The 21,713-nt window shown below is 61.4% G+C and carries 19 protein-coding genes and 1 riboswitch; of the genes, 6 read left to right on the forward strand and 13 right to left on the reverse strand.

What is annotated here, in order from left to right; all coding sequences use genetic code 11:
• Window positions 1–1,896 carry a phosphomethylpyrimidine synthase ThiC gene (thiC, locus tag LJY18_RS02935; protein ID WP_238040294.1) on the reverse strand — a complete coding sequence of 632 codons (1,896 nt, stop codon included), beginning with the start codon at window positions 1,894–1,896 and terminating at the stop codon, window positions 1–3.
• A gap of 99 nt (window positions 1,897–1,995) precedes the next feature.
• Window positions 1,996–2,102: riboswitch (TPP riboswitch) on the reverse strand.
• 217 nt (window positions 2,103–2,319) lie between these two features.
• Between thiC and LJY18_RS02940 the strand changes: the two genes are divergently transcribed.
• The gene (locus LJY18_RS02940) at window positions 2,320–3,768 is read left to right on the forward strand and encodes a TolC family outer membrane protein (RefSeq protein ID WP_238040295.1); all 1,449 of its coding nucleotides are present in this window, start codon (window positions 2,320–2,322) and stop codon (window positions 3,766–3,768) included.
• Between the two features lie 181 nt (window positions 3,769–3,949).
• Here LJY18_RS02940 and waaA read toward each other — a convergent pair whose 3' ends face one another.
• Window positions 3,950–5,239, reverse strand: a complete 1,290-nt coding sequence (waaA, locus tag LJY18_RS02945; RefSeq protein ID WP_238040296.1) for a lipid IV(A) 3-deoxy-D-manno-octulosonic acid transferase — start codon at window positions 5,237–5,239, stop codon at window positions 3,950–3,952.
• A 33-nt stretch (window positions 5,240–5,272) separates the two neighbouring features.
• Complete coding sequence (locus tag LJY18_RS02950; RefSeq protein WP_238040297.1) at window positions 5,273–6,157, reverse strand: LysR family transcriptional regulator; 885 nt, start codon at window positions 6,155–6,157, stop codon at window positions 5,273–5,275.
• An 86-nt stretch (window positions 6,158–6,243) separates the two neighbouring features.
• On the opposite strand from LJY18_RS02950, the gene LJY18_RS02955 reads away from it, so the two are divergent.
• From LJY18_RS02955 to LJY18_RS02970, 4 genes are all read left to right on the forward strand, one after another.
• Window positions 6,244–6,576, forward strand: coding sequence for a DMT family transporter (locus tag LJY18_RS02955; protein WP_238040298.1), 333 nt, complete (start codon window positions 6,244–6,246; stop codon window positions 6,574–6,576).
• Between the two features lie 77 nt (window positions 6,577–6,653).
• Window positions 6,654–7,826 carry an FAD-dependent oxidoreductase gene (locus tag LJY18_RS02960; protein ID WP_238040299.1) on the forward strand — a complete coding sequence of 391 codons (1,173 nt, stop codon included), beginning with the start codon at window positions 6,654–6,656 and terminating at the stop codon, window positions 7,824–7,826.
• Window positions 7,826–8,644, forward strand: a complete 819-nt coding sequence (locus LJY18_RS02965) for an aldo/keto reductase (protein WP_238040300.1) — start codon at window positions 7,826–7,828, stop codon at window positions 8,642–8,644. The genes LJY18_RS02960 and LJY18_RS02965 overlap by 1 nt, the downstream gene beginning before the upstream one ends.
• Before the next feature lie 156 nt (window positions 8,645–8,800).
• Window positions 8,801–9,748 (forward strand): metal ABC transporter ATPase, encoded by a 948-nt coding sequence (locus LJY18_RS02970; RefSeq protein ID WP_238040301.1) that lies wholly within the window; start codon window positions 8,801–8,803, stop codon window positions 9,746–9,748.
• Between the two features lie 21 nt (window positions 9,749–9,769).
• Here the strand turns inward: LJY18_RS02970 and hldE are convergent, their stop codons facing one another.
• Both hldE and msbA read right to left on the reverse strand, forming a co-directional pair.
• A complete protein-coding gene (hldE, locus tag LJY18_RS02975) occupies window positions 9,770–11,191 on the reverse strand; it encodes a bifunctional D-glycero-beta-D-manno-heptose-7-phosphate kinase/D-glycero-beta-D-manno-heptose 1-phosphate adenylyltransferase HldE (RefSeq protein WP_238040302.1) in 1,422 nt (473 codons plus the stop codon).
• A 39-nt stretch (window positions 11,192–11,230) separates the two neighbouring features.
• Window positions 11,231–13,009, reverse strand: coding sequence for a lipid A export permease/ATP-binding protein MsbA (msbA, locus tag LJY18_RS02980; protein ID WP_238040303.1), 1,779 nt, complete (start codon window positions 13,007–13,009; stop codon window positions 11,231–11,233).
• A gap of 35 nt (window positions 13,010–13,044) precedes the next feature.
• Here msbA and LJY18_RS02985 point away from each other — a divergent pair, with 35 nt between their 5' ends.
• Window positions 13,045–13,647: a lipopolysaccharide kinase InaA family protein gene (locus LJY18_RS02985; protein ID WP_238040304.1), complete on the forward strand. Its 603-nt coding sequence runs from the start codon at window positions 13,045–13,047 to the stop codon at window positions 13,645–13,647.
• Window positions 13,648–13,881: 234 nt separating this feature from the next.
• Here the strand turns inward: LJY18_RS02985 and LJY18_RS02990 are convergent, their stop codons facing one another.
• From LJY18_RS02990 to LJY18_RS03025, 8 genes are all read right to left on the reverse strand, one after another.
• Window positions 13,882–14,577: a CatB-related O-acetyltransferase gene (locus tag LJY18_RS02990; protein ID WP_238040305.1), complete on the reverse strand. Its 696-nt coding sequence runs from the start codon at window positions 14,575–14,577 to the stop codon at window positions 13,882–13,884.
• Window positions 14,578–14,938: 361 nt separating this feature from the next.
• Window positions 14,939–15,535 carry a glycosyltransferase family 32 protein gene (locus LJY18_RS02995; RefSeq protein WP_238040306.1) on the reverse strand — a complete coding sequence of 199 codons (597 nt, stop codon included), beginning with the start codon at window positions 15,533–15,535 and terminating at the stop codon, window positions 14,939–14,941.
• Window positions 15,532–15,867 carry a hypothetical protein gene (locus LJY18_RS03000; RefSeq protein ID WP_238040307.1) on the reverse strand — a complete coding sequence of 112 codons (336 nt, stop codon included), beginning with the start codon at window positions 15,865–15,867 and terminating at the stop codon, window positions 15,532–15,534. Before LJY18_RS03000 ends, LJY18_RS02995 begins: the two co-directional genes overlap by 4 nt.
• A 99-nt stretch (window positions 15,868–15,966) precedes the next feature.
• Window positions 15,967–16,728, reverse strand: coding sequence for a glycosyltransferase family 25 protein (locus LJY18_RS03005; RefSeq protein ID WP_238040308.1), 762 nt, complete (start codon window positions 16,726–16,728; stop codon window positions 15,967–15,969).
• Window positions 16,712–18,013 (reverse strand): capsule biosynthesis protein, encoded by a 1,302-nt coding sequence (locus LJY18_RS03010; RefSeq protein ID WP_238040309.1) that lies wholly within the window; start codon window positions 18,011–18,013, stop codon window positions 16,712–16,714. Before LJY18_RS03010 ends, LJY18_RS03005 begins: the two co-directional genes overlap by 17 nt.
• A complete protein-coding gene (locus LJY18_RS03015) occupies window positions 17,967–18,863 on the reverse strand; it encodes a DUF6625 family protein (RefSeq protein WP_238040310.1) in 897 nt (298 codons plus the stop codon). Before LJY18_RS03015 ends, LJY18_RS03010 begins: the two co-directional genes overlap by 47 nt.
• Before the next feature lie 2 nt (window positions 18,864–18,865).
• Window positions 18,866–19,960, reverse strand: a complete 1,095-nt coding sequence (locus tag LJY18_RS03020) for a glycosyltransferase (protein ID WP_238040311.1) — start codon at window positions 19,958–19,960, stop codon at window positions 18,866–18,868.
• Complete coding sequence (locus LJY18_RS03025; RefSeq protein ID WP_238040312.1) at window positions 19,947–21,701, reverse strand: carbamoyltransferase family protein; 1,755 nt, start codon at window positions 21,699–21,701, stop codon at window positions 19,947–19,949. Before LJY18_RS03025 ends, LJY18_RS03020 begins: the two co-directional genes overlap by 14 nt.
• Window positions 21,702–21,713: the final 12 nt, after the last annotated feature.

Raw genomic sequence — 21,713 nt, forward strand, 5'->3', positions numbered from 1 at the left:
TCAGACCTGCTTGTAGATCACCGAGCCTTCGTCCTTGAAGCGCCCGGACTGCTCCTTGAAGCCGGCCTCGATGGCCTTCTGCTCATCGGTCAGACCATTGAGCTTGGCGTAGTCGCGCACTTCCTGGGTGATCTTCATCGAGCAGAACTTCGGCCCGCACATGGAACAGAAATGCGCGACCTTGGCCGAGTCCTTGGGCAGGGTTTCGTCGTGGTAGCTGCGCGCGGTGTCCGGGTCCAGGCCGAGGTTGAACTGGTCTTCCCAGCGGAACTCGAAGCGCGCCTTGGACAGGGCGTTGTCGCGGATCTGCGCACCCGGATGACCCTTGGCCAGGTCGGCGGCGTGGGCGGCGATCTTGTAGGTGATGATCCCGGTCTTGACGTCATCCTTGTTCGGCAGGCCCAGGTGCTCCTTGGGCGTGACGTAGCAGAGCATGGCGCAGCCGAACCAGCCGATCATCGCGGCACCGATGCCGCTGGTGATGTGGTCGTAGCCCGGGGCGATGTCGGTGGTCAGCGGGCCGAGGGTGTAGAACGGCGCCTCGTCGCAGCACTCCAGCTGCTTGTCCATGTTCTCCTTGATCAGTTGCATCGGCACATGCCCGGGGCCTTCGATCATGGTCTGCACGTCATGCTTCCAGGCGATCTTGGTCAGCTCGCCGAGGGTTTCCAGCTCGCCGAACTGCGCCGCGTCGTTGGCGTCGGCAATCGAACCCGGACGCAGGCCATCGCCCAGCGAGAAGCTGACGTCGTAGGCCTTCATGATCTCGCAGATGTCTTCGAAGTGGGTGTAGAGGAAGTTCTCCTGATGATGCGCCAGACACCACTTGGCCATGATCGAGCCGCCACGGCTGACGATACCGGTAACCCGCTTGGCGGTCAGCGGCACATAGCGCAGCAGCACGCCGGCGTGGATGGTGAAGTAGTCCACGCCCTGCTCGGCCTGTTCGATCAGGGTGTCGCGGAACAGCTCCCAGGTCAGGTCCTCGGCCACGCCGTTGACCTTCTCCAGCGCCTGGTAGATCGGCACGGTGCCGATCGGCACCGGCGAGTTGCGGATGATCCACTCGCGGGTTTCGTGGATGTGCTTGCCGGTGGACAGGTCCATCACCGTGTCCGAACCCCAGCGGATGCCCCAGGTCAGCTTGGCCACTTCTTCCTCGATCGAGGAACCCAGCGCCGAGTTGCCGATGTTGCCGTTGATCTTCACCAGGAAGTTGCGGCCGATGATCATCGGCTCCAGCTCGGTGTGGTTGATGTTGGCGGGGATGATGGCGCGACCGCGGGCGATTTCCTCGCGGACGAACTCGGCGGTGATTTGCTTGGGCACACTGGCACCGAAGCTGTGGCCGGCGTGCTGCTGATCGAGCAGGCCGGCGGCGCGGGCCTCCTGCAGCTTGAGGTTCTCGCGGATGGCGACGTATTCCATCTCCGGGGTGATGATGCCCTGGCGCGCGTAGTGCATCTGGCTGACGTTCTTGCCGGCCTTGGCCCGGCGCGGGTTGCGCACATGGGCGAAGCGCATCTTGGTCAGCTCGGGGTTGACCAGGCGTTCCTGGCCGAAGTGCGAGGACAGGCCGTCGAGCAGCTCGGTATCACCACGGTCGTCAATCCAGGCCGAGCGCACGTCGCCCAGGCCCTGACGCACATCGATGGTCACGTTCGGGTCGGTGTAAGGGCCGGAGGTGTCATAGACCAGCACCGGCGCATTGATCTCGCCACCGAACTCGGTCGGGGTGATGTCGAGACTGATCTCGCGCATCGGTACGCGGATGTCCGCACGCGAGCCTTGCACGTAGATCTTCTGCGAGCGCGGAAACGGCTGGATCGACTGCTGGTCGACCTGGGCGGAATCGCTCAGATTGCTGGTGTTGAGATTTTTTTCTTGTGTGCTCATCGGCTGGTGCTCTCCTGGGACGAAATGTCGGAGCGAACCTGGGGCGGATGAGCGTACGGAGTGCACCGCTAGTGGTGCCGAGAGCACTCGCCGAGGGGCAGGCGAGGCCATCTTGTTCCCTACGCAGGCCTTAACCTGATCAGGTTCAACGGGATCCGGCAGCTGCCAATCTCAGCCCCGCAAATGGGGCACCCCGACAAGAACCTGGCCAGTCTAATCAAGACACCGCAATAAAACCAACCGGGGAGTCAAAAAAGCCTGACCCGCGCGTCGGATAGTGACGACAGCCTCCCAGCCAAGCAGATTGTTGCGCACAGGCAACATAGCTTGTTGCAAACTACACTCAGCCACATTAAGCATGCCTTGACCCCCTTGGCAGTGCCCCTTAGCCTTGCCGATTACCGCCAAAATCAGGATCTCCTCATGTTGCGCAGACTCTCCCTGACTCTTGCTGTGGCTGCTGCTTCCGTCGGCATGGCCTGGGCTGAACAGGCCCCGCTCTCCACCAAAACGGACCTCGTCACGGTCTATCAGGAAGCCGCCAACAACAACGCCGACCTGGCGGCCGCCCGCGCCGACTACCAGGCGCGCCGCGAAGTGGTGCCGCAGGCTCGTTCCGGCTTGCTGCCGAACCTCTCCGCCGGTGCCAACCTGAGCGACACCCGGACCGATGTGGATACATCGAACGGATCGCAATCTATTTCCCGCAGCGGCACGGTGTACCAGGCCAACCTCAGCCAGCCGCTGTTCCGCGCAGACCGCTGGTTCCAACTGCAGGCCGCCGAAGACAGTAGCGAGCAGGCCGCGCTGGAACTGTCCGCGATCGAACAGAATCTGATCCTGCAGAGTGCGGAAACCTACTTCGCGGTGCTGCGCGCCCAGGACACCCTGGCCTCGACCAAGGCCGAAGAAGCCGCCTTCAAGCGCCAACTCGATCAGGCCAACGAACGTTTCGACGTCGGCCTGTCGGACAAGACCGACGTGCTTGAGGCACAGGCCGGCTTCGATACGGCACGGGCCAACCGGATCATCGCCCAGCGCCAGGTCGAGGATGCCTTCCAGGCACTGATCACCCTGACCAACCGCGAATATGTAGCGCTCGAAGGAATCGAACACAGCTTGCCGATCCTGGCGCCGACACCGAACGACGCCAAGGCCTGGGTCGATACCGCCGCCGCGCAAAATCTCAACCTGCAAGCCAGCAATTATGCGGTGAGCGCCGCCGAGGAAACCCTGCGCCAGCGCAAGGCCGGACATGCGCCGACCCTGGACGCGGTGGCCAGCTACCAGAGAGGCGATAACGACAGCCTTGGCTTCACCAATTCGGGAACACCCGGGCAGCCGCGTTTCAGCAGCGATGCCGAACAGCGCTCGATCGGCCTGCAATTGAATATCCCGCTCTATAGCGGCGGTCTGACCAGCTCCCAGGTGCGCGAGTCCTACCAGCGCCTGACCCAAAGCGAGCAGTTGCGCGAAAGCCTGCGCCGTCAGGTGGTGCAAAGCACCCGCAACCTGCACCGCGCGGTAAACACCGACGTGGAAACCGTGCAGGCGCGCAAGCAGTCGATCATCTCCAACCAGAGCGCCCTGGAGGCCACGGAAATCGGCTATCAGGTCGGCACCCGCAACATCGTCGACGTGCTTGATGCCCAGCGCCAACTGTACAGCTCGGTACGTACCTATAACGATGCGCGCTATGACTACATTCTCAACAACCTGCGCCTCAAGCAGGCCGCCGGCACCCTGAGCCCGGCCGACCTGGAAGCCCTCGAGCAATACCTCAAGTCGGACTACGACCCAGACAAGGACTTCCTGCCACCCGACCTGGCCAAGGCCGCCGAAGCGCAGTTGCGCGGCAATCTGGATTATTAAGCCGCCCAGATTGAGCGGCTCACGTTTGAGTCGCTCGGATTGAACCGTCCTGCGCAACGAAGAAGCCCGACGCGAGTCGGGCTTTTTTGTGGGTACTGCGTGGAGACTCGTGGTGCGCACGGCGCACCCTACCCGATAGTCGCATTCCATCGCGTAGGGTGCGCCGCGCGCACCTCGTCTTTCATGAACGCGGCAGCAGGCCCGCCAGCCCCGCCAGCAAGCGAGCCAACGCGCCCTGGTTGGCCTGCATGACCGCCTGGCCCGCCTGGCGCATGTTCTGCGCCAGGGCAGGCTCGCGCCACAGCTGATCGACCCGGTGCGCCAGGCCCTCGGCATCCGCCACTTCGAGCAGCGCGCCGGCTTCACGCAACTGCGCGGCGATCTCGAGAAAATTGAACAGGTGCGGGCCGCTGAGTACCGGCTTGCCCAGCGCCGCCGGCTCCAGTAGGTTGTGCCCGCCATTGCCCACCAGGCTGCCACCGACGAAAGCCAGATCGGCCAGGGCATAGAGAAACAGCAACTCGCCCATGGTGTCGCCGAGCAACACCTGATCGCCCGCCGCCACCGCCTCGCCACTGGAGCGCCGGCGCGTGCCGAAGCCTTGGCGCTGGCACAACTCGAAGACCGAGTCGAAGCGTTCCGGGTGCCGCGGCACCAGGATCAACAGAGCCGCGGGCCACCGTTCGAGTAGCACGCGGTGCGCCGCCAGGACGATTTCATCCTCACCGGCGTGGGTGCTGGCGGCGATCCACACCGGCCGCTGCACGGCGCCCCACTGCTCGCGCAACGTGGCGGCGCGCATCAGCAACGCGGGGTCGATCCTCAGGTCGAACTTGATCGAGCCGGTCACCTCGACGCACTCGGGTCGCGCACCCAGGCGGCGAAAGCGCTCGGCCTCGGCGCTGGTCTGCACCGCAATCAGGCTCAACTCGGCCAGCATCGGCGCGGTCAGCTTGGCAAAGCGTGCATAACCACGCGCCGAACGTTCGGACAACCGCGCATTGGCCAGGACCACGGGTATGCCGCGGCGGGCACATTGATGGATGTGGTTGGGCCACAACTCGGTCTCCATGACCACCGCCAGTCGCGGCTGCGCGCGGTCGAGAAACCGTGCCGCGGCCCACGGCAAGTCATAGGGCAGGTAGCAGTGCTGCACGCGCCCGGCATAGTCGGGCCCGGCGAACATGGCCTGAATCCGTTCGGAGCCGGTCGGTGTCATGCAGGTGATGGTGATCGGCAGCTGCGGGTAGCGCGCCAGCAGTTCACGAATCAGCGGCGCGGCGGCAATGCTCTCGCCCACCGACACGGCATGCAGCCAGATGCCACCGGTTTGCAGGGGCGGCAAGCCAAGGGAGAAGCGTTCGCCAATCCGCTTGGCATATGCCGGTGCGCGCCACGCGCGCCAGGCCAGGCGCCCGGCGACCAGGGGCAGACCGAGATGCAGCAGCAGGGTGTAGAGGTGTCTGTTCATGGGCGCGCAGCTTAGCAGAGCGGCCGCGAGCAATCAGCCGATGGCTTGCAGGCGCTCGGCAAAACAGTCGGCCAGCCAGAGTGCCGCCGGCCCCAGGGCCTCATCGCGCCGGCAGACCAACTCCACCACCAGCGGCGGCGGGGTCCAGTCGCTGCGCAATTCAACCAATTGGCCCTGGTAGGTCGGGTACTGCACCACATGGCGCGGCAACCAGGCCCAGCCGAGGTTGCGCATCAACAACTCGGCCATGGCGTAGAAGCTGTCGGTGCGCCAGACCGAGGGGCTGATCTGCTCGCCGCCCGGATAGAGGCTGTCCTGCGGCGCCATCAGCAATTGCCGATGGCGCGCCAACTCGCGCCGATCGACATGCCCCGCCCCCGCCAGCGCATGCCCGGCACCGCACACGGTGACCATCTCGATAGTGCCCAATCGCTGGCGCTCCAGGGCTTCAGGCATCTGCTCGTGGTGAAACAGCAGCCCGAGGTCGGCGCGGCGCTCCAGCAGCTTGCGCGCGACATCGCCCTGGGCGCCGCTGGCCAGTTGCACCTCCAGCAGCGGGAAGGCCTGGGCCAGGGCCTCGAGGCTGTCGAGCACCGGCTGATAGGGCATGGCCTCGTCCTGGGCCAGACGCAGGCGCACTTCCTCACCGCGCACCAGCCCCAGCGCCCGGCCTTGCAAACGTTCGCACTGGCGCAGCACCTCGCGTGCTTCTTCCAGTAGCGACGCACCGGCGGCCGTCAGGTGTGGCTGGCGGCCACTGCTGCGCTTGAACAGCAGTACCCCGAGATCGGCTTCCAACATGGCAATCGCATTGCTCACCGCCGACTGCGCGCGATTCATCTGCCGGGCCACGGCAGAAAACGACTGGCCCTCGGCCACGCTGACGAACAGGCGGATTTGTTCAAGGCTCCACTGCACAACCAATCTCCATAGCAGATAGGTAATCACTTTACCCCATCAGCTGAACAACTAGAATGGCCGACAGATCAAACAGGAGGCCCACCATGAGCGGCTATCTTTATCTCGCTATCGCCATCACCGCCGAAGTCATCGCGACCACCTCGATGAAGGCACTGGACGGCTTCAACAAACCGCTCCCCCTGCTGCTGGTGGTGGTCGGCTACGCCATTTCCTTCTGGATGCTCAGCCTGGTGGTCAAAACCATTCCGGTCGGCGTTGCCTACGCCGTCTGGGCGGGCCTGGGCATCGTGCTGGTGAGCATTGCCGCGGTATACCTCTACCAGCAGCGCCTCGACCTGCCGGCCATGCTCGGCATGGGCCTGATCGTCTGCGGCGTGGTGGTGATTCAATTGTTCTCGCACAGCGTCGGCCATTGAGCTGGCGCTCGTGCCTGGAAGCCCGACACTAGCAGTTGCCGTTATACTGCGGGCCTGATCTCCAATGAGGCCCTCGCATGTCCCAGGCTCTGAGCACTGACATTCTGATCGTCGGCGGTGGTATCGCCGGCCTCTGGCTGAATGCGCGCCTGCGCCGCCAGGGCTTTGCCACCCTGCTGGTGGAAAACGCCACCCTGGGCGGCGGGCAGAGCGTCAAATCGCAAGGCATCATCCACGGCGGCGCCAAGTATGCCCTGCACGGCGCCCTCACCGGCGCCTCCGAAGCCATCGCCGACATGCCGCGTCGCTGGCGCGAAGCGCTGGCTGGTAGCGGCGAGCTGGACCTGAGCGGCGTGCGCCTGCTGTCCGATGCCCATTACCTGTGGTCGCCCGGCAGTCTGGCCGGCAATATCACCAGCTTCTTCGCCAGCAAGGCGGTGCGTGGCCGCGTCGACCAGGTCAAGGGCGAGCAACTACCGCCCGCCCTGCAACATCCGAAATTCAAGGGCAAGGTCTACCGCCTGGCCGAACTGGTGCTCGACGTGCCCAGCCTGATCGCGCGCCTGACCGAACTGGCCGCGGACGGTCTACTGGCCGCCGAGTCCATCGCGCCACTGCACGAGCAGGGTCAGCTGGTCGGCCTGGTCGTCGACGGTCGTGAAATCCGCGCGCAGCGCATCGTGCTTAGCGCCGGCCGCGGCAACGCCGAGCTGCTCGCCGCCCTGGGCCTCGCTCAGCCGGTGCAGCAACTGCGGCCGCTGCATATGGTGCTGGTCAAGGGGCCGACCCTGAAACCGCTGTATGCCCACTGCCTCGGCGGCGGACCGAAGCCGCGGGTCACCGTCACCACTCATCCGGCAGCCGATGGCGAATGGGTCTGGTACCTTGGCGGCGACATTGCCGAAGCGGAAGGCGTGACCCGTGACGCGGCCGCGCAGATCCGCGCCGCGCAGCAGGAAATCGGCGCCCTGCTGCCCTGGGTCGATCTCTCCAGCGCGCGCTGGGCAACGCTGCGCGTCGACCGCGCCGAGCCGGCGCAGGCCGGCCTGGTGCGCCCGGACAACGCCTTTCTGGCAGAGCAAGGGCCGCTCCTGGTCGGCTGGCCGACTAAACTGGCATTAGCCCCGGACTTCGCTGACCGCGTACTGGCGGCTCTCGACCGTGACGGCATCCAGCCCGCCACCCATGCGCCGCTCCCGGCCCTGCCGCGGCCGGCCGTAGCGCGCCCAGCCTGGGAGGAATTGTTCTAATGCACGCCTTGCATACCCTGCACAACCTCCACCGCCCGCTCGGTTCGACCGAGCTGCTGGTCTCGCCATTGGGCCTCGGCACAGTGAAGATTGGCCGCGACCAGGGCGTGAAGTACCCCAACGGCTTCACCATTCCGGACGACGCGACGGTACTTGAGCTGCTCGCCCAGGCCCATGACCTGGGGATCAACCTGATCGACACCGCCCCGGCCTACGGCAACAGCGAAAGTCGCCTCGGCCCGCTGCTGCGCGGCCAGCGCCAACAGTGGGTCATCGTCAGCAAGGTCGGCGAAGAATTCGTCAACGGCCATTCCAGTTTCGACTTCTCCCCGGCCCATACGCGCTTCTCGGTGGAGCGCAGCCTCAAGCGCCTGGAAACCGACTTCATCGATCTGCTGCTGGTGCACTCCGACGGTAATGATCTCGCCATCCTGCATGACAGCGGGGTCTACGAGACCCTCGCCGAGCTCAAGCGCGAAGGCAAGATTCGCGGCTTCGGCCTGTCCGGCAAAACCGTCGAGGGCGGTCTGCTGGCACTCGAGCAAGGCGACTGTGCGATGGTCACCTACAACCTCAATGAACAGGGCGAACTGCCGGTACTGGACTACGCTGAGCAACACGGCAAAGGCATTCTGATCAAGAAAGCCCTGGCCAGCGGGCATGCCTGCCTGGCCCCGGGGGAAGATCCGGTACGGGCCAGCTTCGAGCTGATTTTCGCCCACCCGGCGGTGAGCTGCGCGATCGTCGGCACCATCAATGCGCAACACCTGACCCATAATGTCGCGACTGCGGCGGCGGTCATTCAGGATATCGCTTGACGCCCATGACGCACTGCGCGTAAGTGCAGGAGCGGCCGGGCGGCGCTCCGCTTGAACCGCAAAAAACCACCCCTGCGACCACGCCCTGCAGCTCGATCGAGGCCTCGCCCTATCGGCCTGATGAGCTTGCCCGCCCCGAATTCCAGAGGAGTCGAGATGTCGCGCACGCTTAGCCGCCAAGACCCTGGCGCCTTCAAGACCCTGCCCTTGTTCGTCGAGGCCAGCGCGGACGGCCTCGCCTACCGCAGCCTGGGCCGCCCCCTGAACTTCAGCGAGATGCTTGAACGACGCCGCGCGATCGAGGTGGGCGACAGCCAGCGTTTCGCCGTTGAGCTGGCCAACCTGGGCGTTTCGGTACGCCTGACCCTGAGCTGGCAAGGCCGGGACTATTGGATACTGGTGCGCCAACGGCGTCTGGATCGGGGCGACGTGGTACTCAAGCTGATCTCCGGCTACGTGCCCGCCCACGAACTCAATCTGCCGCTGCTCACTGCCATTCAAGAGGTCGCCGAAGAGTGCCTACTGGAAACCCCGGAAGGCTGGCTGAGTGGCCGCTTCGGCGAAACCTGGCTGCCCTCGCCCTATCAGGGTGCCTTGCGCTACCGCGAGACCCTGCACTTTCAACTCAGCCCACTGTCCGGCGCGGCACGCCCGGTGCAATGCGCCAACCTGACCCTGCTGGAACGGCCGCGCGCCTACGTGCACCTGCCCACGGCTTCGTTGCAACTGGTCTATGACCTACGCCTGGAGCTGCCCAAGGAGGCCAGGCAGCTCAGCCTGTTCCACGTCGACGAACGCCTGGAGGACGGCAAGCTGGTCGCCCGCCTCGACCGCACGCGGCCGGACCTGTACCTGATACCGCTGCAACAAGGCCGGCCGACCGCCGAACTGCTGACGCTCAGAAAAGGCGTGTTGAAAGCCGCCAGCACCCGTGGCCTGTGGCTGGCCGAGAGCTTCGCGCCGCAGGATGGCTGGCTGGTACGTGACGAACGCATACGCTGGAGGGACTGGCTGAGCCAGCAAAGCCTCAGCGCCGCACCGGCAAAGCCACGAGCGCCGAAGGCGGCAGCGCCAGCCAAGCTGAATGCCGCCCAGCTGGGCTGAGCGGCAGACACTCGCCCGGATTCAGGTGCTGCGGATTTTCTCGACGATGGCGGTGGTCGAGCTGTTTTCCACCAGTCCCAGCACGCGGACTTCGCCACCGTAGGCGCTGACGATGTCGGCACCGACCACCTGATCGATGCCGTAGTCGCCGCCCTTGACCAGCACGTCCGGCTTGACCTCGCGCAGCAGGTTCTCCGGGGTGTCTTCGCTGAAACTCACCACCCAATCCACCGCGCCGAGGCCGGCGAGCACGGCCATGCGCCGATCCACCGAGTTGATCGGTCGACCGGGGCCTTTCAGACGACTGACCGAGGCGTCGTCGTTGACTGCCAGCACCAGGCGGTCACCCTGGCCGCGGGCCTGCTCCAGGTAAGCCACATGGCCGGCGTGCAGAATGTCGAAACAACCGTTGGTGAAGACGATCTTCTCGCCATGGGCGCGGGCGTCCTCGATGGCCAGCAACAGCTGATCCGAACTCAGCACGCCGCGCTCGGAACCGGCCTCGCGCTGGATCGCCCGGCGCAGCTCCGGCGCACTGATGGCAGCGGTACCCAGCTTGCCGACCACGATGCCGGCGGCCAGGTTGGCCAACGCCACGGCCTGGGGCAATTCCTCGCCAGCAGCCAGGGACGCCGCCAGGGTCGAGATCACCGTATCGCCGGCGCCGGTGACATCGAAGACTTCACGGGCGCGGGCCGGCAAGTGCAGCGCCGCATGCTCGGGACGCAGCAGGGTCATGCCGTGCTCGCCACGGGTAATCAGCAGCGCGCCCAGCTCCAGTTCGTGCATCATTCGGGCGCCCTTGGCCACCAGTTCGGCCTCATCGACGCAATGACCGACGATGGTCTCGAACTCGTTGAGGTTTGGCGTGATCAGGCTAGCGCCACGATAAATCGAGAAATCCTTGCCCTTGGGGTCGGCCAGCACCGCAACGCCCTTGGCCCGCGCCGCCTGGATCAGCACCTGATGATTCTTCAGCGCGCCTTTACCGTAGTCGGACAGCACCAGCACCCTGACCCCGGCGAGCAATGCCCCGACCTCGACCGCCAATGCCGCGGCATCGGTATTGAAGGGCTGTTCGAAGTCCATGCGCAGCAGTTGCTGATGCCGGCTCATGACCCGCAACTTGACGATGGTTGGCTGGCTGGCGATGCGCTGAAAGCGGGTTGTCACCCCCACGGCGGCCAGGCTGGCGCCCAGACTGTCGGCGGCTTCGTCGCTGCCGGTCACGCCCACCAACAGCGCCGGTGCACCGAGGGCGGCAATGTTCAACGCCACGTTGGCGGCGCCACCCGGACGATCTTCGATCTGCTCGACCTTGACCACCGGCACCGGCGCCTCCGGCGAAATCCGCGAGGTGCCGCCATGCCAGTAGCGGTCGAGCATGACATCACCGACCACCAATACGGCGGCCTGGTCAAAACGGGGCATGGACAACTTCATGTGAACTCCGATGGCCTCAAGTGGCGGGCGCGTAGTTTATCAGGCGATATCCAATGGCGCGCTTTCATCCAGCCCCAGCGCATGCAAGCGCGCATAGAAACCATTCTGCTCGAGCAGACTGGTATGGGTACCACGCTCGACGATCCGCCCCTGGTCCATCACCAGAATCAGATCGGCTTTCTCGATGGTCGACAGGCGGTGGGCGATGACCAGCGTGGTACGCCCCTTCATCACCCGGTCCAGGGCCGCCTGAATATGCCGTTCGGATTCGGTATCCAGGGCCGACGTCGCCTCATCCAGCACCAGAATCGGCGCGTCCTTGAGCAGTGCCCGGGCAATTGCCAGACGCTGACGCTGACCGCCGGAAAGCAGCACGCCATTCTCACCGACCTCGGTATCCAGCCCCTGCGCCAGCTTGTCGATGAATTCCTTGGCATAGGCCGCCTCGACCGCCTGCTCGATCGCCTCACGCGGCGCGTCGACCAAGTCGCCGTATGCAATGTTATTGGCCACACTGTCGTTGAACAGGGTCACCTGCTGCGTCACCAGGGCGATATGCCGGCGCAAATTGCGCAGCTTGTAGTCTTCAACATCCACACCGTCGAGCAGAATCTGTCCGGTCTCATGGTGATAGAAACGCGGAATCAGGCTGGCCAGGGTCGACTTGCCGCTGCCGGAGCGACCGACCAGCGCGATCATCTGCCCGGGCTCGGCGCTGAAGGAAATATCGCTGAGCACCGGCTTCTCGGCGCCAGGGTACTGGAAATTCAGATTGCGTACTTCCAGTCGACCACTGACCCGTTCAAGCTCGACAGTGCCGTGGTCGACCTCCGGCGCTTCGTCGAGCTGTTCGAAGATACTGTCGGCGGCAGCCAGGCCTTTCTGGATAGTCGCGCTGACCTCGGAAAGCTGGCGAATCGGCTTGGGCAGCAAGCCGGCAGCGGTAATGTAGGCAACCAACTCGCCGACCGACGCGTCGCCGCGCATGTAAAGCACCAGATACATCAGCACTGCCATGGCGCTGAAAATCACCAACTGCAGCATCGGGGTATAGACCGCCTGAGTGCGCGTCATCTTCAGCGACTTGTTCATATTGTCGGCGCTGGAGTGATGAAAGCGCTGCTGCTCATAGGCTTCACCGCCGAAACTGCGCACCACCCGATAGCCCTGAATGGTTTCGGAGGCGACATGGGTGACATCCCCCATCGCCTCTTGGATCTTCTTGCTTTGCTTGCGAAACTTCTTGCTTGCCGACCCCACCATCAGACCGATCACCGGCAGTATGCTGAGCAGCACCAGGGTCAACTTCCAGTTCATGTACAGCAGATAACCGAACAGAAATACGACCGTCAGCCCCTCGCGGATCACCACTTTGATCGCATCGGTCGCAGCGCCGGTGACCATGGTCACGTTATAGGTAATGCGCGAGATCAGATGGCCGGAGTTGTGGCTGTCGAAATAGCGATTGGGCAAGGTCAGCAGATTGTCGAACAAGGCGCAGCGCAGATCGTGCACCACGCCGCGGGCCACCTTGGCCAGGTAATAGTTGCCCAGAAATGAACCTATGCCCTGATAGAGAGCAATGAGTACAATCAGCAGCGGCACGCCAAAGATCATCGGCACCCCGAGCAAGGTAGCGTGCTCAGGGTTCTGCAAACCGTCCAGAAACAGCTTGAGCATATGCGCCAGCATCGGCTGACTTGAGGCAAATAGCAGAAAACCGATGATGCTAACGGCGAAAGCGCCCCAATAGGGGACGACATACTTCAGCAATCGCAGGTAGACCTTCAAACTGGATTGCTGTGCGGAGTTGGCCATTAGGCGAGCCTCGTACGACTGGCTAGAGAGACAAGATGCGGATTGTAACAGCGCAGGAACTGGAAAGCTGGCTGACCAGCGGCAAGGTACTGGAAAAGGATGCGCGCGGCCCCAAGGTGCTCGCGCTGCCCGATGGACACTTTCTGAAAATCTTTCACACCCGTCGCCATCCCCTACTGGCTCGCCTGCGGCCGGCGGCCAAGCATTTTGCTCGCAATGCACATCTATTGAATGCCTTGGGCATAGCGACGCCGACCGTTACCGAGACATTCTGGCTTGACCCAAAGTCGGGCCTGAGTGGCTGCCTGTACAGGCCCTTACCCGGTACTTCGCTGGAGAGTCTGTACACCGCTTCGCCTGAAGCCTTCAACGACTTACTCCCACGCCTCGCTATTTTTATAAGGACCCTGCACAGGAAAAAGATTTACTTCCGCTCCCTGCATCTCGGAAATATCCTGCTTCTGCCTGACGACAGCTTTGGACTGATAGACTTCCTCGACTTGAAGCGCAATGTTTTGCCGCTCAGTGCATGGCATACAAAACGCAACCTGAAACACCTCGAAAGCTATCTTAACAGGAAGAACCTCACTAACTTCCCGCTCAAAAAGCTCCTCAAGCTTTACAAAATATACAGTTAACGCCACAAGCCCCCAGCAGGATCACCGAACGCACACAACACCACGAGCGCCTGAACACTATAAAAACATCATGTTGAAATTATCACTTCTAGAGGACTACAACGGCATCAGATTGCCAGCCTTCGCCAAAATCACGTCACCGCACCTGACCAGTTGAAAAACAGCCGGAACAGTGGCAAGTGCAAGCAAGAAACACTCAAAACGCACCTTAAACGAGCAAATTACCGAGCGTAACTATGCGCTAATGTAGCGGCATTGCGCACGACTAACCTCGACACAGGCATAGTTACAGCCCTGAATCTCCAACCCATTAAGCGATTCGAGAAACCTCTCAGGGTCATCCATCGAAAGCGAAATTAGTATATCGTAATGAATATCCCACCATTGCGACGCGAGCAACTTGACAATCATTTCCTCACTAAACCGATACTTAATAATTTGCGCAGGATTGCCACCAACAATCGCGTAAGGCGGAATATCCTTTACAACAACAGCACCTGCAGCCACTACCGCTCCTGTTCCGATTTTTACCCCTGACATAATGAGAGCATCGCGCCCCACCCACACATCATGACCTATTGACACACAGGTCGATGCCGCCCGATGCGTCACGCACCCACTAAACTGAGCCATGGGATGGGTAGTCACCCAGTGAATGGGGTGCAAGTCTCGCGCCAACCCAACTGTTACGTTTATCCCAATAGAGCAGTAACGACCAATCGAGTCGACCTGAGCCAGCACACCGCCACTCCTGACATACGTACTATGCCCAATGATTAACTTTTTCGCCTGTATTTCAACATCCGAGATAGACACTCCAGGTTCCAAGCTAACCAATACTTCTCTAGGCAGCGCACTAAGGGCCACACTGAATTTGCAGCCACGCCGCCTGACCCAACGCTTCCAATATGAGTCTTTTAGAACTTTCATCAGCCTGCCTGGCATAAGCCCTCCAGTTCTCCACAACAACGCCAAGGAACACTCATAACCTTTAACTACAGACTTGACTTCGAGACACCACCATCCTAAATAAATGCTGCGCCTATCAGGGACTGCCCACGTCACTTAATAGCCTTGCATCACGCGCCTATTGCAAACTCACAGACTGATGAGCTACTCCTCCCCAGCCCCACAGCGGCACATACTCTGATTACGCTAACCAGTGAACCTGCGCACCAATATAGCCAACCGAAAAGCACAGAGATAAAGTAACGCGGATAATTGCTCCGGCAACTTACGCAGTCTGTACCATGCATTGCTTAGTTTGTTTTTCTTCTCGCGCACTCGCCAACTACCTGCATACAAGTGCCTGGCTATCGGCTGCACTCCGGACAACGACTGACTCCGTGCATCGGCAAACACCCCAATCGCCAGCGCCCTCTCCAGCCCACGCTGCTCGCTGCCCCCCCTCACCGCTAAAACCACACGCCAAGAGCAAGCGGCTTACCTCATTGACATTGACCAATGCAGACAAACGCGAGCGATCAAACACGGCTTCATCATAGTAGGACAGCATGCTGCGCGGCAGCCAATGTCCGGCCTGCACACCAATCACCGAGGTGGAAAATCGCTGGAAATCCTCCAAACCTATAAACAACTCGAGCCCCAGAAGGGCATCGAACCGGCCACAGACTTCCACGTCCACATCCATATAGATACCACCCTGCTGCAAGGCCAGCATGCGCACATAATCGGACACAAAAGCGTAGCGCCCGGCCTGATAAGCCGCCGCAGTGAACGGATGACTGGATGGGTCGAAGCTATGCTCATCCCAACGCACGATCTCATAGTCCGGCAAGAAATAGGACCATGAAGCCAGGCAACGACGTGCCTGTAAGGGCAAAGGCTTACCACCGAACCAGCAGTAATGGATTTGCCGCGGAATCATGGGAGGTTTCCTTTATAAATAACACAGACTTGCGAGCCACCATTAAACAACCGCTGCCCGCTAGCCCCGAGCGCCTGCCTCAGTTGATTAATTCGACCACCGGGACTTCGCATCCGCGAATAAATAATTTCCCCACATGCCAACTGACAAGGTTTTCGGGAAATAACTTGCTGACCTGCAATCAGCTTCCGCATGGCCTGCGAGAACGGCCAGCTTGAAAGCAACTGCGGCTGAGCTCGCCACTTGCGCTTACCAAGTCCTGAAGGCCATAACCAGGCATGGAGTTCGTCACCGTCATTATTGCTTCCAGCTGGATATGTTTTTTTGATCATGTTCTGCTCCCCTCTTGCAACAGCCGGCCGGATCATGAGAGTGCGCTGCCTCGAATGCGCCAACCCGGCAGCTATAAACGGCGTAATCGCCAGCAGTGATCAAAGATCGGGACGGCCATAACGCAATATGGCAAGCCAGCGCTGCAAAGCCTGACGAGTTTTCATTTTCGGTTTTCGTTCGACCTGCTCGATATCGCTGACATCCATCAGTCGTTGTTGAGCCAGCAGAGGTTTGACCATATAGGCGTTGATACTGGGCAAAAGCCTTTCTGAGTAGTACCAGTCGATTGGCAGCCCCGACGCCGGGGCCTCATCCAGAATCCGGCCGTAGACACTGGCATTGACGATGTATGCATGAGCCAGTCGCACCCGACTCACTGCCAGCAGATTTGCCGACACCGCCTTGTGCATCCCGCCCTTCTTTAGCGTCCCACCCAAGTAGCAAACATCCCAAGACCGATGCTGCAACTGCTCGCTTGCACGCTGGAGAACCACAGAGGTGTAGGGTTCGAACTCGCAGTCATCCTCCAGGATCAGCACGGAAGACAATCCAAGCTGCTGAGCCTGTTTGATTATCGCCAAATGACTATGCATGCACGCCCAGGTCGTTAGCAACTTGTGTTCTGCTGTGGGACGTGGCCCATCGACCCGTTGAAGAAACGCCCGCAACGCCTGCGGCGGCTGGTCTTGCCCAAGGTCTGCCACGCCAACGGCGGGAAAGCGCTCGGCCGTGATGCCGACCGCGGCGAGATTGGCCTCCATCTTGGCCCAGCGATCGGGCCTGCTGTCCAGGTTGATGACAAAGGCACCCTCGAAGCATGACATTTCCATTGCACCTACCAACTTAATCGAGTGAATCATGCTCAGTAGTTCCACACAGCCGCACACCCTCAATCCGTTTATTCAGCATAAGACGTTCCAAGAGTTCGCATGTCCGCTCGAGCCCATGCACACCATGAGCGAGGTGATATTCGGCGAAATCTTGCGACTGTCGAACATGCTGTAGATAGTTTTCGTTGATCGCAGCAACGTGACTGGCCAACTCACCGCCGGATCTGATCCGTGGACCAAAGTAGGCTTCCTGCGAAAAAATGTCCCGATCTTCGCCTGCATTGACGAAAAGAACCGGACGACGGGCCAGGGCAGCCTCAATAACGGCATTGGACATGATATTGACTACCAGCGAGGCCATTTCCAGCGCCTCTGCAAGGCCGCATTCGCCTGGCAGAACATGCAAATTTTCCAGCGTCGATGCCGCGTCCTGCCAGAAAGGTACCTGACTGCGCGGATGCGCCTTGATTAGCACACGGTATTGCGGATTATCGGCCGCCCAGTCACGCAACAAAGCATAGGTCTTCTGATAACCCGGTTCCTTTTCCCGGTCTGGGCCCACTCCGAGGATAAGCAGGCAACGCAGCGCCGGATCAGCGGGCGGCAGGTCGTACGCCGCATCGATCATATGCGAACCGGACAGCACGGCCTGCGAGCTACCGAAGCGCAACGCGCGCGCCTGCAGCGCCTCTAGCGAGCTTTGGCCGAACAGGAAGTAATAGTCATAGTCGTTCATCCCCAATCGCCGCGAACTCTCCACCGTCGAGGCATGAGCCAGATGCACCAGAGGAACTCCGCGCCGGTTCAGCGACAAGCGCAAGAACGGGCTGCACAGGCTGCCGTTGCGATCGTTGAGCAGCAGCCGGGGCTCATGCTTGGCCACCAGCCATTCGGCGTAGGCGGCATAGCCGAAATAACGCAGCGGTACCGCTTGCGGGGGGCGAGCGAGCAGGCGCTGGGCGATCACCGCTCGCGGCTCTTCCTGCGCACGTTCAACCAGCTGGTAGCCCTTATTGCGCAGGGTCTCGATCAGCAGTTTCTTGCGTTTCAAGGCGATGACCTTGGGTGCCCCCTGCAAAAGGAGGATGTCGCAGGGCTCCGCTGTGGGCGCAGCCGCGGGCAAGAGCAGGCGGGCCCGCACACCGAACAGCAGGTCGTACAACGCATCTCGGACGAAGCGCAGGGTTGCTCCCGGCAGCGCATGATGCTCACGCAGCAAGCGCCAGCGATAGCGATCCAGTTGCAGCGCTTTCACTTGCCAGGATGCTTCAGCTTTCAATGTTGTCGGCACCGAGCGCATGGAAACCCTGGGCATCGACCCGCCAGAGTTGTGATGCCGCCAATAATCCCAAGTTTTCATCTGGCTGCACGGAAAGAGCCCCCCATTCGCTTTTTTTCCATCCCAAAAAATGCAGGTAAGGGAACGTCATCGCCCCATCCTTGGCATTGCGCAAAATGCCTTTTCGCCACACCCAGTGCGAAGGAAACGCGCGTGTTCCGTCCCGCCAGAGTCGTGACGTGTTGGGCGTGCTGAATGCCTCCTTGAACTCGGCCATTCGCCTCCGGGGATTGAACAAGCCGACCAGTTTGAACAATGGTCTGGGGAAGTTCTTGCGCCACAGGAACAGACGGGTGAAGCCGCCCTCGTCCAGCGCATGATTTCTCTGATCCTGAAGCCGCCGTTGGAAATCGCGAATTTTCCAGAACAACTCGCGCAATGGTTTCTCGTTGCGAAGCAAACACAGATGGCCTGATACACGGCGTTCGTGAGTGGAAAAGAACTTATAGCGGCGCAGTTTCTCCGCGGTGAAATAGGCCCGTAAGTCGCCATAGATCAAGTCGAGATCACTGAACCCCCAGAAGTCATACCCCTGAATCTCGGGCTCATGAATGTACCCCAGGGCAGGCTTGAGGTCGCAGAGCTTGTAGGGATTTACCGGGGCGAACAGAAAACCCAATCGCGAAGAGACAAAACGGCAGTAGTCCTCGAAGCCGATACGCTGCTGACGGACATTGTCCGGCAGATCATCAAGCTCCGCGCAATCACCGATCAACAGCCAGTCGATATCCGGGTTGCACCGACAGCTTTCGATGAAAAAAGGCATCCAGAACGGCCACTGACCGAAATAAGGGATCAGCAAGATGATGCTCGGCGGGTTACGCACAGCTATAGTCCTCGGCATAAATCCCAGAAACGGGATCTGACGGCTTCATCGGCGAAGGATTCACGCAATCGCAGCAACGCTGGCTGCACCTGCGGTTCGGCCTTGGCAAGGGCCTGCAACTCGCCGGCAAGTGCCTCGGCATCGCCCCACGGAAACAACCGCCCGACTCCCTCCACCACTTCCCGCCCACCGCCGCAATCGCTGCAGACCAGCGGCACGCCCGCGGCCATGGCCTCAAGCAGCACCATACCAAAGGGCTCATGATCGGAACTCAGGACGAAGGCATCGAAAGCCTTGAAGTAACGCCGAGCATTTGGCACCTGACCGAGAAAACGCACCGACGCGACCACGTCCAGCTCCATCGCCAGCGCCTTTAATTCGGCCTCCAGGCGACCACTGCCGATGATCGCCAGCAGGCAGCCCATCGGCAGTTGCGGCAAGGCCTGGGCGAAGCCGCGGATCAGGGTGGCCTGGTCCTTGTCTGGATGCAGGCGACCGACGTTGCCGACGACCCAGGCATCCTGCGGCAGCTCGAGAGCTTCACGGGCTGACTCGCGACTAACCTGTTCGGCTTGTACCGCCTCAACATCGATGCGGTTGTACAGGGTTTCGATGCGTTCGGGCGCCCATCCAGGCAGGTGGCCGCGCATCTCGTCGCGCACCGCGTTGGATACACCGAGCAGCAACAGGCGCTGGCGGAAGCGGTTGATAAACAGGCGACGCGATAGGCGGCCGTATACACCAAAGGCATGGTGCACGCCGATCACCGGCAGCTTGCAGGCGAGCAAGCTGATGTAGATCGGTTTGAAGCGGTGGGCGACGCAGAATCTGAAATCGTGGCCCGCGAGGATTCGCCTGATATCGCGTATCGCTTTCAGCTTGAGGCCGCGAACCTCGCGGCTCGAGTAGTCGAGAAAGATCACTTCGTCGGACGCCGAGCCCGCCACTACTTCGGCACTGGGCGCGCCGGTCAGATAAACCGTCGTCACCTTGTATTCGCTGCCGGCGAACAGCACTGCGTACTGCCGGGCGCAGTCGAGGAAAGGCCCGTCATAGCCGTGACAGAGTTGCAGGACGCGTGGCTCAGGCCTGCTCATGCCAATCCATGCCGTCCTTCACCACCAGAATATCTTCCATGATCAGGTACTGCAGATCCGAGCCGTAGAACATGTTCAGCGCGTCGGTGGGCGAGCAGATCATCGGTTCGCCGCGGCGGTTCAGTGAGGTGTTCAGCGACACGCCGTTGCCGGTGAGTTTTTCCAGTTCAAGCATCATGTCGTAGTAGCGCGGGTTGTATTCGCGCTTGAGCACCTGGGCACGCGAGGTGCCGTCTTCGTGGACCACTTCGCTGACGCGGGTCTTCCACTCCTCGTTGACTTCGAAGGTGAAGGTCATGAACGGTGAAGGGTGGTCGACCTTGAGCATCTGCGAGCCGACGGTATCGAGCATCGACGGACAGAAGGGCCGCCAGCGCTCGCGGAACTTGATCTGCTCGTTGATCCGGTTGGCGACCCCGGGAATGCTCGGGCAACCGACAATCGAGCGACCACCAAGGGCGCGCGGACCGAACTCCATGCGCCCCTGGAACCAGGCCACCGGGTTGCCCGCGACCATGATCTCGGCGATGCGCTGCGGCATGTTGTCGATCTGCTTGAATACCGGTTTGCTCGGGTGCCTGGCGCAGGCGGCGATCACGTCTTCGTTGGAGAAGGAGGGGCCGAGGTAGACGTGTTCCATCTTCTCCACCGGCACGCCGCGAGCATGTGACACATAGGCGGCCGCGCCGACGGCAGTGCCGGCGTCGCCGGAAGCCGGTTGCACGAACAGCTCCTTGACCTCGTCGCGGGCGATGATCTTCTGGTTCAGCTTGACGTTCAGCGCACAGCCGCCAGCGAAGGCGATCTTGCCGGTTTCCTTGAGGATGTCGCCGAGGTAGTAATCCATCATCTGCAGCGCCAGCTTCTCGAACAGCGCCTGCATACTGGCGGCGTAATGGATGTAGGGGTCGTCGGCGATATCGCCTTCGCGCTTGGGCCCCAGCCACTCGATGAGCTTGGGCGAGAAGTAGAAACCCTTGCCCTTCTCTTTATAGCGACGCAGGCCGATGACGTTGGCGTATTCGGTGTTGATGATCAACTCGCCGTTCTCGAACTTGGCCAGGCGTGAAAAATCGTACTTGCTGGGGTCGCCGTAGGGCGCCATACCCATGACCTTGAACTCGCCGTCAAGCATCTCGAAGCCGAGGAATTCGGTGATCGCACCGTACAGGCCGCCGAGCGAATCCGGATCGAAGAATTCCTTGATCTTGTGGATCTTGCCGTTCTCGCCGTAGCCGAAGAAGGTGGTGGCGTACTCACCCTTGCCGTCGATCCCGAGGATCGCAGTCTTCTCGGTGAAACCCGAGCAATGGTAGGCGCTGGCGGCGTGAGCCAGGTGGTGCTCGACCGGCTCGATCTTGATTTTCTTCGGGTCGAAGCCGAGTTGCTCCAGGCACCAGACGATCTTGTTGCGGTAGCGCTTGTAGCGGCGATTGCCCATCAGGATCGCGTCCAGGGCGCGGTCCGGGGCGTACCAGTAGCGCTTGGCATACTTCCAGCGCGCCTCGCCGAACAGGCTGATGGGGGCGAAGGGAATCGCTACCACGTCGACGTCGCTCGGCTTGATTCCGGCCTGTTCCAGGCAGAACTTGGCCGATTCGTAGGGCATGCGGTTCTTCGCGTGCTTGTCGCGCACGAAGCGCTCTTCTTCGGCGGCCGCGATCAACTTGCCGTCGATATACAGGGCGGCGGAAGGATCGTGACTGAGAGCGCCGGACAGGCCAAGAATCGTCAGTGCCACAGGTGAAAACCT

This window comes from Pseudomonas sp. MMS21 TM103 (assembly GCF_022132145.1).
Lineage (GTDB): Bacteria > Pseudomonadota > Gammaproteobacteria > Pseudomonadales > Pseudomonadaceae > Aquipseudomonas.

What these genes read in the sequence shown, in the direction of transcription:
- LJY18_RS02955 (WP_238040298.1), top strand. Translation starts at nt 6,244, where the DNA reads ATGAGCGGCTATCTTTATCTCGCTATCGCCATCACCGCCGAAGTCATC.
- LJY18_RS02965 (WP_238040300.1), top strand. Translation starts at nt 7,826, where the DNA reads ATGCACGCCTTGCATACCCTGCACAACCTCCACCGCCCGCTCGGTTCG.
- LJY18_RS03020 (WP_238040311.1), bottom strand. Translation starts at nt 19,960, where the DNA reads ATGAGCAGGCCTGAGCCACGCGTCCTGCAACTCTGTCACGGCTATGAC.
- LJY18_RS02940 (WP_238040295.1), top strand. Translation starts at nt 2,320, where the DNA reads ATGTTGCGCAGACTCTCCCTGACTCTTGCTGTGGCTGCTGCTTCCGTC.
- thiC (WP_238040294.1), bottom strand. Translation starts at nt 1,896, where the DNA reads ATGAGCACACAAGAAAAAAATCTCAACACCAGCAATCTGAGCGATTCC.
- LJY18_RS03000 (WP_238040307.1), bottom strand. Translation starts at nt 15,867, where the DNA reads ATGATCAAAAAAACATATCCAGCTGGAAGCAATAATGACGGTGACGAA.
- waaA (WP_238040296.1), bottom strand. Translation starts at nt 5,239, where the DNA reads ATGAACAGACACCTCTACACCCTGCTGCTGCATCTCGGTCTGCCCCTG.
- LJY18_RS02990 (WP_238040305.1), bottom strand. Translation starts at nt 14,577, where the DNA reads ATGAAAGTTCTAAAAGACTCATATTGGAAGCGTTGGGTCAGGCGGCGT.
- LJY18_RS02985 (WP_238040304.1), top strand. Translation starts at nt 13,045, where the DNA reads ATGCGGATTGTAACAGCGCAGGAACTGGAAAGCTGGCTGACCAGCGGC.
- LJY18_RS03005 (WP_238040308.1), bottom strand. Translation starts at nt 16,728, where the DNA reads ATGATTCACTCGATTAAGTTGGTAGGTGCAATGGAAATGTCATGCTTC.
- LJY18_RS02960 (WP_238040299.1), top strand. Translation starts at nt 6,654, where the DNA reads ATGTCCCAGGCTCTGAGCACTGACATTCTGATCGTCGGCGGTGGTATC.
- LJY18_RS02970 (WP_238040301.1), top strand. Translation starts at nt 8,801, where the DNA reads ATGTCGCGCACGCTTAGCCGCCAAGACCCTGGCGCCTTCAAGACCCTG.
- LJY18_RS03010 (WP_238040309.1), bottom strand. Translation starts at nt 18,013, where the DNA reads ATGCCCAGGGTTTCCATGCGCTCGGTGCCGACAACATTGAAAGCTGAA.
- LJY18_RS02995 (WP_238040306.1), bottom strand. Translation starts at nt 15,535, where the DNA reads ATGATTCCGCGGCAAATCCATTACTGCTGGTTCGGTGGTAAGCCTTTG.
- msbA (WP_238040303.1), bottom strand. Translation starts at nt 13,009, where the DNA reads ATGGCCAACTCCGCACAGCAATCCAGTTTGAAGGTCTACCTGCGATTG.
- hldE (WP_238040302.1), bottom strand. Translation starts at nt 11,191, where the DNA reads ATGAAGTTGTCCATGCCCCGTTTTGACCAGGCCGCCGTATTGGTGGTC.